We start from the raw sequence: 11,285 nt of genomic DNA, 5'->3' as shown, positions 1-11,285 counted from the left end.
CTGTCACGATCAGGGGTTAATAGTTGGCTCCGATGTCGGATGGCGCCAGTTGCACTGCGCGCGACGCAAATCACACCTAGCTTGTACGATCGAGTTAGCGCTTGTCCGACCTACGCACAGGCAGCTTAGATACTGAAATAGTTGCTTTTTTTGATGCCAGCTCATTGTTAGTGGGTCGTGGCATAGAGGAAGTAGGGGATGGTTCAATATCAACAAAACCGCATGACTGGCATTGACCATACACGTCAATTTGACGCATGTTTGTAGCCAAAGTTAAGCGTGCAATTGCATGCTTTTGCATAGCTAATCAGGGTTTTAAGGGTTGGATTACTTTTCCCTTTTTCAAGTCGAGAAATATTGCCTTCTTTCGTCCCCATACGTTCTGCAACCTGCTGTTGAGTTAGCCCGGCCTGCTTGCGCATACTGAGCAACATATCTATCAATTCAAACTCAGGCGTCAATTCATCGTATGCTTGTTTCACGTCTGGGTTTTGTAATGCTCTCGCTTTTAATGCCTGTAAGCTATTCATTTTTCACCTCTTTCATACGCCCTGTTGCCAATGCTAAGTCTTTCTTTGGTGTCTTTTGGCTTTTCTTCACAAATGCGTGAAAGATATAGATGTTGGGACCGTCTAAATAACAGAATAGACTACGTCCGATTTCTTCTTTTGCTTTGGCGCGAATTTCAAACAGGCCGTTACCTATTGATTCTGTGTGAGGAGGACCTAATTTTGCGCCATGTTTTTCAATTAGTTCGAGCAGCTTGAGCATTCGCGATTGAATCTTAGGAGGCATGTTGAGAATGCTCTCTTCTACGCCTCGGTAAAAAACAATGTTCCAGTGCATCTTTCACTTCTCATTATCATATATGATAAGCGTTTGTGGATCAAAATCCACTTATCATACCGAGTAACTCCTAGTAATCGTGGGCAATTATTGTTAACTGATTCGGATAACAATCGTACAGACAGTAGATTGCGATCTTCCTTCAAACCCTAAACTGTGCCTTGTTTCACGGGCATGCATTGCTATTTTTGTTACCTTTCTAGCGCTTGTGAGTGATCTGCTTTGTCACTCGGGACAACCACGAAAGGGACACCCATGGACGATCTCTCGCCCTCCGATCTTAAAACCATCCTTCATTCCAAACGCGCCAATATGTACTACCTCGAGCATTGCCGTGTGATGCAAAAAGACGGTCGTGTGTTGTACCTGGCGGAGGCGAAACGCGAAAACCTCTATTTTAATATCCCCATTGCCAATACCACCGTCTTACTGCTCGGTACTGGCACGTCAATCACGCAAGCGGCGATGCGTATGCTGTCGCAAGCGGGTGTCTTGGTTGGATTCTGCGGAGGTGGAGGCACACCGCTACATATGGCAACCGAGGTCGAATGGTTTACGCCGCAAAGCGAGTATCGACCCACCGAATACCTGCAAGGTTGGTTGTCTTTTTGGTTTGATGATCAAAAGCGACTGGATGCTGCGCGGGCTTTTCAGCTAGCTCGTTTGAGTTACTTAAAGCAGGTCTGGCAAGCGAGCCGTGAACTTAAGTTTGAAGGGTTCGATGTGGCTGAACTAGCGGGTGCGCTGGACACCTTTGTGGAAAGAACCGAGAAGGCCAGCAAGCCAGCTGATTTATTGCTTACCGAAGCGCAGCTGACCAAAGCGCTCTACAAACACGCCGCCAACCGCACGCAAAAAACCAGCTTTAAACGCCAGCATGAAGCCGACGATCTCGCCAATCGCTTTTTGAATCATGGCAACTACTTAGCCTATGGCTTGGCGGCGAGTTGTTTATGGGTGCTCGGGATCCCGCACGGATTTGCGGTGATGCATGGCAAAACCCGTCGCGGCGCGCTGGTGTTTGATGCCGCTGACCTAATCAAAGACGCCATCGTGCTGCCTTGGGCGTTTGTATGCGCCAAAGAAAACGCCACCGAACAAGAATTTCGCCAGCAAGTCCTGCAAGCCTTTATTGAACACAAAGCGATGGACTTGATGTTCAACACCATCAAAGCCATTGCGCTGCAAGATTTCTCTGAGGATGAGATAACGGAGCAGCAACTATGATGGTGACCTTTATTTCTCAGTGCGAGAAAAAGGCACTGAAGAAAACCCGCCGCGTGCTCGATGCTTTTGCTAATCGAATTGGTGACAACACTTGGCAAACGCTGATCACCGAAGATGGCTTAAACACGGTGCGAAAAATGCTAAGCAAAACCGCCAGCCGCAGCACTGCCGTCAGTTGTCATTGGGTTCGTTCGAGAACCCATAGCCAACTGGTATGGATTGTAGGTAATCGCCGCAAGTTTAACTTAGAAGGCAATGTACCGGTCAATCGCACTGAGCTGGATCTTAGCCACAAAGAATGGGAGCAGGGCTGGCAGCTTAATGAGGTGATCGTGCTGGCAACAGCCATGGCGGGGTTGTTTCACGATTTTGGCAAAGCCAATGCGTTGTTCCAGCAAAAGCTTCGCGGCCAAACGACACACCAAGGCGAACCATACCGTCATGAGTGGGTATCCTTGCGTTTATTCGAAGCGTTCGCTAAGGGCAAAAAGGATCAGCAATGGCTTGATGAACTCAGCGAGCTGACGCCTGAAACCGCCGTCGAGCATGAGGCAGAGCTACTGGCACGACTGTTTACCGAAGCAGAAGGCTATCAGCCTGCTTTTAGTGACTTATCGCCATTTGCACGTATCGTGGCTTGGCTGATTGTGTCGCACCATCGGTTGCCCGTGAACTATGATGATGGCGAAGCACCCGTTGAGCTATCGCAAATTGACCAATGGCTGAGCCGTTGCTTTGGCAGCCACTGGAATGCACCCAACGCGCTTAATCTCGCTAAATATGATCCACAAGCGCTTGTCGACAACTGGCGCTTCCCCAGTGGCACCCCGTTTTTAAGCCAGCCTTGGCAACACAAAGCGCGTCAATTAGCCCAGCGTGCCCGCCAATATCCGTGGAGCGCTCATGGACAAGTTGATTGGTTATCGCAGCGGTTTGTCAGCCATATGGCACGTTTATCATTAATGCTGGCGGATCGCTATTATTCGTCGCTTCCGTTGGAAAAGTCCAAACCCAAATGGCGCGATGGCCACTACGCGCCTATTGCTAACACAGACCAGTCTCAAGGCAAGCGCAAAAACGCGCCACCTAAACAACAGTTAGATGAACACAACATCGGCGTGGCCATTAATGCGAGGCGCTTTGCGGAGAATTTACCCTCACTTAAATGGACATTGCCGGCGATTGCCCAGCACCGCCGTTTTAGCCAAAGCGCCGAACAAGAGAAGTATCACTGGCAAGATATCGCTTATCGGAAAACCAAAACCATAGCCACTCAGTCGGAAACGCAGGGCTTTTTTGGCATTAATATGGCGTCGACAGGTTGTGGGAAAACCATCGCCAATGCGCGCATTATGTATGCGTTATCCGATCCTTGGCAGGGGTGCCGTTTCTCGGTGGCGCTCGGGTTGAGAACATTGACATTGCAAACCGGCGATGCGTATCGCGACTTGCTGAAACTTGGCGATGATGAGCTGGCGGTGCTCGTTGGCTCGCAAGCGATCCAACGCTTGCACGAGGCGCAAAATACGTCATATCAGTCTTCCGGCGGCAGTGAGTCTACCGAAGACTTTCTCGAGCAACTGTTTATTAGCTACGAAGGGCAAATCTACGATGGCCGGTTGAAACACTGGCTAAGTAGTCAGCCTAAGCTGGAGAAATTGGTCAGTGCGCCGGTGTTAGTGAGCACGATTGATCATCTAATGCCCGCCACTGAAAGCCTGCGCGGCGGCCATCAAATTGCGCCCATGTTGCGTCTGCTCAGTACTGACTTAGTCCTTGATGAGCCCGATGATTTTGGTCTTGAAGACCTACCGGCGCTGTGCCGCTTGGTGAACTGGGCAGGCATGTTAGGGTCACGGGTGCTGCTCTCATCGGCGACCTTGCCGCCTTCGTTAGTAAAAAGCTTGTTTGATGCCTATCGCGCGGGCAGGGCGCAGTTTAATCATGCCCAGTTTGGTGACAGCGCGAAGACAAGCGGCGCTGACGGTGTGCCTGTGATTTGCGGCTGGTTTGATGAATTTACCAGCGAGATCCAGACGGTAACGAGCAAAACCGATTACGTGACTTATCACCGTGATTTTGTCGCCAAGCGCGTTAAGCGATTAGAGGGCGAGCAACAGGTGCTACGCAAAGGGAAGACGGTAGACACCTCCGCGATTACCTCTTTAGTAGTCCCCCCAACACCCAGCGAGCCTGACCTCGATTTTGGGCCGCTAGCGCAACTTATCCATACCCATATTCATCAGCTGCACCATGCGCATCACCAAACTCATGCATCCGGCAAAACAGTGTCGATAGGCGTGGTGCGCATGGCCAATATCGATCCGATGGTAGCGCTGACCCGCGCGCTGGTGCAAATCTCGCCAGATCCGGATCATGCGCTCTTTGTTTGCCCGTACCACTCCCAGTTTCCGTTGGCGCTGCGGTCTTATCGAGAGAGCCGCCTCGATGCGGCGTTAAATCGCTATGATGAAGCGGCGATTTTCGAACAGCCGGAGATTCGCCATGCCATTGAACACTGTGATGCCAACCATCTGATATTTGTGGTGGTGGGCACGGCGGTGGTGGAAGTAGGACGCGATCACGATTATGACTGGGCCATTGCCGAGCCGAGCTCAATGCGTGCCTTATAATTCAGTTGGCGGGGCGGGTACAACGTCACCGTCAGCAAGCGCCGACAAACGCCAATATTCATGTGCTCGACCAGAATGTCCGTGCGTTAAAAGGCAAGCATCCCGCTTATTGTAAGCCAGGCTTTGAAAGCGCGGCTATCCCGCTCGAAAAAGGTTACAAGGTCACGCTTGATGAGGGCCTAACGGCAATTTCCGCCACGCCGCGCATTCAGGAAATCCCCAAGCTAAAAGAATCCAGCTTTGAACGTGATTTGCGGAAAAAAACAGAGGCCAAGGAAGAAACGCACTGGGGCGTGCAAGAGCACCGAGCATTGCGCTTTACATTGGAGCTGACGGGCGGGGAAAAGTACCAACCTAAGTTTTATCGAACCGGTAAGGAAGCCGAGCTTTGGTGGAACGACACGCTTGTCAGCCAAGCCGCTGGGCTACGTTCCCCCGGTAAACATGCCAGTTGGAGCGGCGAATTGATCCGGCGCACCCCATTTCGTCACAGCCAGCGTCAAGAGAGCTTTGTGCTGTGTTATAACGACGATGATAAGCTACGTTGGCAGCAGTTAGATACCTCACGTTACCCCTACCAATACGCTGATCACTCATATCGCTTTAAACCTGTCGAAACGTCCATGGCAGCCGGTTGCCATTGGTGGTTTGACGTTAATCCGGAAGCTGTTTATCAGCACTTTGCTGACCAACTGGGATGGTCGATTAAAAAAGCGAGCCAGCATTTGGGCGAAATACGCCTCGCGGCTGAGCGAGAAGGCCAAAATATCATTTGGTGTTGGCACCCACAGCTGGGTGCTTATCGGGAATAAAAAGAGGGCAACGTGTGTTGCCCTCAGAAAGAAGCTGCCTATGCGGCAGTATAACTGTTTGATAAATATTATAATTTCTAAGCTATCGATGCGATAGAGTAGGCAGTATAACGGAGTTCTATTCCAAAGCTCAAATCTTACCTTGACTACCATTCAATATTGTATTTTTGATAAATATTATAAGGTTATTGATAGTTGCTTGTTATGGCGGTAAGCTAGACATTGTTGTCTTGAAGGATAAAAGGAAGCGCTTATGGAACACAGCCTATACGATGCGCTGCTCGAGTATATTGAACAGCGTAAGCAGGCGAAGCTTGAGCCCTTGCAAAAGGCGCGCGATAAGGCCTTAAAAGCCGCCGCCAGCCAAGAGCAAGAGGCGATCGCCAATGCCGATTATGCGGAACAAGCGGCGCCGATCGAAGCGAAGTTTGAGCCAATTCATTGGATCACCGACGCCGCAACGCGAGCCAAGCAAGTTAGCCTCGCCACGCATTGCCCCAAATTTGTTCATAGCGATGCCAGAGCGAGCAGCATGCTAGTCACTGAGATCGATAAGAGCGAGTCTCGCTACCTCACCAGCTATTCGCTGACCGAGAAAGCCATTGATGCGGTCGGCAATGCGGCTGCGTTGGATGTGGCGCGTTTTTTAAAAATCACTGTGGAAGGGGAGTCACTCATTTCTCAGTTACAAGCCGGCCATATCAACGCACTTAAGCCACTCACTGATGACGCTAACTTGCTAGAGACTTGGCGTGCGGGCTTTTCACTGGCACTGGGTGACCAAGTGCTATCGGCTCATAACTTGATTAAACAGACCTACTTTCCGGTGAATGAAGGTGAGTACTACCTGCTTTGCCCGCTATATTCATCGAACCTTGCGCACACCCTGTACACCAAGGTGCGCGCTACGCGGTATGGCGAGAAAGTGAAAGCGATTCGTGAGGCAAAGAACAAACAGCATTATCACCCAGAGCGGTTAGAAGCCTTTCCGCGTACTGTGAAACAAACCTTTGGCGGCTCTAAACCGCAAAACGTGTCACAACTGAATAGTGAGCGTCATGGCGAGGGCTTTTTGCTCAATGCCGCGCCGCCAAGCTATCAGCAGCAGCCGGAGGATCCAAGCAAGCAAACCAGCATCTTCAACCGCCGTTTAGCCTACCAAACCAGCCATTTAATCCACGACTTTCGTAGCTTTTTGGCGAGTTTAACCGAACGGGACCGCAACTTTGCCACCCGTTATCGGCGCGATCATGACTTTATTCTGCCACTCACTGACCTGGTGTTTGACTATGCCGCGCGGGTTCAGCAGCAAGTTCCAGCCGGTTGGAGTCAAGGCACTGATGATCAAGCATGCCGACTAAAACGTGAACATGCACTTTGGCTGGATGTGTACAACCCCGACGGTCAATTTCAGCGAGAGCGTGACGCACAAGCGTGGTTGGACACTGTCGCCTCTGATTTTGCTGCTTGGCTACTGCGCCAGCTAGAGGACAAACAACACTATCTGCTTGGTGATACGGAATTTGATTACATCCGCAAAGTGTTCCTAACCCAGCTAAAAGCGTTTGAGCGCGACACGCCTCAATTTGAGGAGATCCGATAATGGCACAGTATCTATTGCTTAAGCACATTGAGGTGCAAAACGCGAATGCGATCGCGGGGCTGACTTATGGTTTTCCGGCGATCACGCACTTTCTTGGTTTTGCCCATGCGCTATCACGTCAACTCCCTGATGCGATGGGATTGCGTTTGGGTGGCGTGACTGTGGTGAGCCACAAAAACAATGTTCATGCACGGCAGCCCACAGGGTGGGGCGACTATGTTTTTGCCTTAACGCGCAATCCGGTGACTGCTAAAGGCGAGACGGCATCGATCAATGAAGAGGGACGCATGAACATGCAAGTCTCTTTGCTGATTGAGGTTGACGGACTGATTGCCGGTGATAAAGCCGCCGCCGCAAAGTTGATCGCGGAAGTGAAAGATTTGGCGCCTCAGCGACGGCTCGCAGGTGGACAGATCTTAACCATTGGTGAGGTTGAACTGCTCGCAGATGCAAGTATGCAGAAAAAAGCGTTGCGCCGTCTCATGCCGGGCTTTGTCCTTTGTGATAGACATGATTATCTCGCTCAACATCATCAACAGCTATTGCAACACAATGCGCAGGCCAGCTTATTTGATGCTTGGTGTGAGTTTGCCATGTTGACGTACCAAGCCGTCGCCGATAATGAAAGCGCACCTGACGACGATAACCAACCCGTTTCGGCACAATGGCAGCGCGTAGCCAAACCCAAGCCTGGATATTTAGTGCCGATCATGACGGGCTACCGCGCAATTTCCCCCTGTTATGCCGCAGGCGAGGTCGCCAGTGTGCGCGATCCGGATGTGCCGGTAAGCTTTGTGGAAGCAGCATACAGCGTGGGAGAGTGGCGCAGCGTACATCGTCTCACCGATATCGACGAGGCATGCTGGCGTTATCACGGTGATTACCCTTGGTACCTTGCCCGCGTGACGGCAGCAACGCATGACGAACCCATTGAACCTGACGTTGTGCCCACAACCGATGACGATACTGACTTTGACCCCGACTTTTTGTAATTAAGGAGATTTCATCATGGCTGATAAAAAACTGACTACCCCTTCCGTGCTTGCCTTTGAAGCGAAACTGGTGCCTTCGGATGCACTAATGTATGCCGGCAACTGGGAAAAAGGCGATTGGCAACCCATTCAAGTGGGCGAAAAATCAGTGCGAGGCACTATCTCCAACCGCTTAAAAGCGGCCACCGCCAATGATCCCGCTAAGCTAGATGCGGAAGTATCTAAAGCGAACTTACAAACGGTCGATGTTGCGGCACTACCGCATGATGCCGATACGCTCAAAGTGACGTTCTCACTGCGTGTGCTCAGCGGACTACATGTACCGTCAACCTGTAACAATCCGGACTATCAGCAAGCGTTGGCTGATAAAGTGCGTGACTATCAATCAGAAACCGGTTTTAAAGAGCTGGCGCAACGTTACGCACACAACATTGCCAATGGGCGTTTTTTGTGGCGCAACCGTGTCGGTGCCGAGCAAGTTAAGGTGGTGGTCACCGCAGGCGAGAAGCAATTTAACTTTGATAGCTACGAATTTAGCTTGCACGATTTTGACGCGCACCCGGATGTCACCGCGCTGGCAGAGGTGATCCAATATGGCCTGACAGAAGCGCATGCGCTTATCCATGTTGAAGCCTACTGCCAACTGGGCGAAGGGCAAGCGGTCTACCCCTCTCAAGAGCTGGTAATGGGCGGCGGCAAAGGCGACAAAAGTAAATTCTTGTATCAATTAGATGGCCAAGCCGCGATGCACTCACAGAAAATCGGCAACGCGCTGCGCACCATTGATACTTGGCACCCTGCTTATGACGAAGTCGGCGCAATTGCCATCGAACCCTATGGATCGGTAACTAACCGCGGGGCGGCGTATCGTCAGCCAAAAGAAAAGAACGACTTTTACAACTTGCTCGATGGATGGATGTTAAAAGACAAAACCCCAACGCTTGAACAGCAGCATTACATTATGGCGATGCTGATCCGCGGCGGCGTGTTTGGCGCATAAGGAGGCACAATGCAGTATTACATTGATATCACCTTGTTGCCCGACACCGATATTTCGGCAGATTTTCTCTGGCATAAGGTGTTTCAGCAAGTGCACATTGCCTTAGCAGAAAACAAAATCGGGCCGAATCAGTCAGCCATTGCGGTGGGGTTTCCGGACTATCGCCAAGGTGATTTCCCACTCGGCCACCGATTGCGCTTGTTTGCGCAAACCAAGGCAGCGTTTGAGCAGTTAAATATTCATCGGTGGCTGTCTCGCTTGACCGATTATGTACATATCAAAGCGGTTAAGCCGGTGCCAGAAGGGGTGCAAGACTATGCCTACTTTAAACGTTGGAACTACAAATCGCCGCAGCGACTGTATAAAAACCTCGATCGGCGCGCGGCCGCGATTGCCAGCAAAAATGGTTACGATGAGGCGGAAGTAAAGCGTCGTTTGTTGGAAAACATTAAAACGGACGACAAACGCTGGTCGCTGCCTTTTATTCAAGTCACCAGCCTGTCGAGCCAAAAACGAGCAGGGCGTACGGAAGAGTTTGCTTTGTATATCGAGCGGGAGACTACCAAGCAGCCGCCAAACAAGGAACAACCGTTCACCTGTTATGGGCTCAGCCGACGAGAACCCGATCAGCAATCAGCGGTACCGTGTTTTTGAGGGGGAAACCCCTCTTTACCCCTTCTTTTTGGGCTCTTTAAAAATAGAGAGGAAATACAGTTAGTTACGGCAGGCCATTTTTAACAAGGGTAAAAGACGATTTTTATCCTAATGGCCTGTTGTACCTGACGATTATTACGTTATTCTATTGTTCACTGCCGCACAGGCAGCTTAGAAAAACAAAGGCAAGCAGTGCTAGAATGAACATCTGTTCACTGCCGCACAGGCAGCTTAGAAATCGCGCTCAAAGCGCAAAACTGGCGAATAGGCGTTCACTGCCGCACAGGCAGCTTAGAAAGAGACCAACATGCCAGAACGAAACTTAGATCCGTTCACTGCCGCACAGGCAGCTTAGAAAAAATGGATCGCGCTTTGGTTCGTGGTCGTAAGGTTCACTGCCGCACAGGCAGCTTAGAAATTCATCAGTGCTAACGACCAATGATAACACCAGTTCACTGCCGCACAGGCAGCTTAGAAATTAAAAAAGAGCCTTTGCGGCTCTTTTTCTTAGTTCACTGCCGCACAGGCAGCTTAGAAAGGTAAATTGCAGGCTCGCCGCGTCCACATCAAGTTCACTGCCGCACAGGCAGCTTAGAAATCGTTTTACGATCGTTGGCATAACCTGACATTGTTCACTGCCGCACAGGCAGCTTAGAAATTTTTGCCCCGCTATTCCAACTGCTTTTAAACGTTCACTGCCGCACAGGCAGCTTAGAAATTGGTGGCTGTTTCTTGGCTTGATTCGGTTGGGTTCACTGCCGCACAGGCAGCTTAGAAAAAAAAAGCGATGACAATAGGTGCAAGCAAGAAGTTCACTGCCGCACAGGCAGCTTAGAAAATTTTGCCTATCTCGGCAATATGGCGTTGCCAGTTCACTGCCGCACAGGCAGCTTAGAAATCAAGCTTGGCCTGATACTCAGATAGCTGCTTGTTCACTGCCGCACAGGCAGCTTAGAAACAGCAGTAGTTATAAAATAAGTGTATCTCTATGTTCACTGCCGCACAGGCAGCTTAGAAATCTTAGCTATTTAACAATTGTTTGAAAAGCTCGTTCACTGCCGCACAGGCAGCTTAGAAATTTCTTAGTTGAAGAAGAGCAATAAAGCTCCAGTTCACTGCCGCACAGGCAGCTTAGAAAACGATAAAAAATATCAGGGCGTGAATATACTTGTTCACTGCCGCACAGGCAGCTTAGAAAGCTAGACAAAAACGGCGAGGTGCATGTGGAATGTTCACTGCCGCACAGGCAGCTTAGAAAATCAGCTGCTGCCAGTCCTTGTATGTGGACGTGTTCACTGCCGCACAGGCAGCTTAGAAAATGACGCCGAATTTTTGCAAACGTCTGATGAAGTTCACTGCCGCACAGGCAGCTTAGGTGGCAGAAAGATGCTCGAAGTTAGCTGGCGAAAGGTTCACTGCCGCACAGGCAGCTTAGGTGACACAAGCGCCGCTACGGTGTTGGATATGTGAAAATTGCCAACGGGCGCCTGTCACGATCGAGGTCAATCGTTGGCCTCA

Annotated in this window: 9 protein-coding genes and 1 CRISPR repeat array; of the genes, 7 read left to right on the top strand and 2 right to left on the bottom strand. The window is 50.5% G+C overall.

From position 1 onward, the window contains the following. Nucleotides 1–245: 245 nt before the first annotated feature. Nucleotides 246–530: a helix-turn-helix transcriptional regulator gene (locus C7A19_RS12750; RefSeq protein ID WP_116645052.1), complete on the bottom strand. Its 285-nt coding sequence runs from the start codon at nucleotides 528–530 to the stop codon at nucleotides 246–248. Next, the gene (locus C7A19_RS12745) at nucleotides 523–846 is read right to left on the bottom strand and encodes a type II toxin-antitoxin system RelE/ParE family toxin (protein ID WP_116645051.1); all 324 of its coding nucleotides are present in this window, start codon (nucleotides 844–846) and stop codon (nucleotides 523–525) included. Before C7A19_RS12745 ends, C7A19_RS12750 begins: the two co-directional genes overlap by 8 nt. Before the next feature lie 255 nt (nucleotides 847–1,101). On the opposite strand from C7A19_RS12745, the gene cas1f reads away from it, so the two are divergent. From cas1f to cas6f, 7 genes are all read left to right on the top strand, one after another. Further along, on the top strand, nucleotides 1,102–2,073 hold the full coding sequence (gene cas1f / locus C7A19_RS12740; RefSeq protein WP_116645050.1) for a type I-F CRISPR-associated endonuclease Cas1f: 972 nt from the start codon (nucleotides 1,102–1,104) through the stop codon (nucleotides 2,071–2,073). Then, complete coding sequence (gene cas3f, locus C7A19_RS12735) at nucleotides 2,070–4,706, top strand: type I-F CRISPR-associated helicase Cas3f (RefSeq protein WP_201264091.1); 2,637 nt, start codon at nucleotides 2,070–2,072, stop codon at nucleotides 4,704–4,706. The genes cas1f and cas3f overlap by 4 nt, the downstream gene beginning before the upstream one ends. Before the next feature lie 5 nt (nucleotides 4,707–4,711). Next, on the top strand, nucleotides 4,712–5,518 hold the full coding sequence (locus C7A19_RS15690) for a hypothetical protein (protein WP_201264090.1): 807 nt from the start codon (nucleotides 4,712–4,714) through the stop codon (nucleotides 5,516–5,518). Nucleotides 5,519–5,771: 253 nt separating this feature from the next. After that, complete coding sequence (csy1, locus tag C7A19_RS12730; protein WP_116645049.1) at nucleotides 5,772–7,121, top strand: type I-F CRISPR-associated protein Csy1; 1,350 nt, start codon at nucleotides 5,772–5,774, stop codon at nucleotides 7,119–7,121. After that, the gene (gene csy2, locus C7A19_RS12725) at nucleotides 7,121–8,113 is read left to right on the top strand and encodes a type I-F CRISPR-associated protein Csy2 (RefSeq protein ID WP_116645048.1); all 993 of its coding nucleotides are present in this window, start codon (nucleotides 7,121–7,123) and stop codon (nucleotides 8,111–8,113) included. Before csy1 ends, csy2 begins: the two co-directional genes overlap by 1 nt. Nucleotides 8,114–8,129: 16 nt before the next feature. Then, entirely contained in the window at nucleotides 8,130–9,113 is a 984-nt protein-coding gene (gene csy3 / locus C7A19_RS12720; RefSeq protein WP_077639455.1) for a type I-F CRISPR-associated protein Csy3, read from the top strand. A 9-nt stretch (nucleotides 9,114–9,122) separates the two neighbouring features. Then, nucleotides 9,123–9,767: a type I-F CRISPR-associated endoribonuclease Cas6/Csy4 gene (gene cas6f, locus C7A19_RS12715; protein WP_116645047.1), complete on the top strand. Its 645-nt coding sequence runs from the start codon at nucleotides 9,123–9,125 to the stop codon at nucleotides 9,765–9,767. 150 nt (nucleotides 9,768–9,917) lie between these two features. Then, nucleotides 9,918–11,205: direct repeats of the CRISPR family, unit length 28 nt; unit sequence GTTCACTGCCGCACAGGCAGCTTAGAAA. Nucleotides 11,206–11,285: the final 80 nt, after the last annotated feature.

Source organism: Salinivibrio sp. HTSP (assembly GCF_003390965.1).
Classification (GTDB): Bacteria; Pseudomonadota; Gammaproteobacteria; order Enterobacterales; family Vibrionaceae; genus Salinivibrio; species Salinivibrio kushneri.
Note: the sequence above shows the minus strand (reverse complement) of the source record. Positions and strands in the feature narration are given on the sequence as shown.

Bases quoted from the DNA above. Each gene is read 5' to 3' on its own strand.
- cas3f (WP_201264091.1), top strand. From the start codon at position 2,070: ATGATGGTGACCTTTATTTCTCAGTGCGAGAAAAAGGCACTGAAGAAA.
- C7A19_RS12750 (WP_116645052.1), bottom strand. From the start codon at position 530: ATGAATAGCTTACAGGCATTAAAAGCGAGAGCATTACAAAACCCAGAC.
- cas1f (WP_116645050.1), top strand. From the start codon at position 1,102: ATGGACGATCTCTCGCCCTCCGATCTTAAAACCATCCTTCATTCCAAA.
- csy1 (WP_116645049.1), top strand. From the start codon at position 5,772: ATGGAACACAGCCTATACGATGCGCTGCTCGAGTATATTGAACAGCGT.
- csy3 (WP_077639455.1), top strand. From the start codon at position 8,130: ATGGCTGATAAAAAACTGACTACCCCTTCCGTGCTTGCCTTTGAAGCG.
- cas6f (WP_116645047.1), top strand. From the start codon at position 9,123: ATGCAGTATTACATTGATATCACCTTGTTGCCCGACACCGATATTTCG.
- csy2 (WP_116645048.1), top strand. From the start codon at position 7,121: ATGGCACAGTATCTATTGCTTAAGCACATTGAGGTGCAAAACGCGAAT.
- C7A19_RS12745 (WP_116645051.1), bottom strand. From the start codon at position 846: ATGCACTGGAACATTGTTTTTTACCGAGGCGTAGAAGAGAGCATTCTC.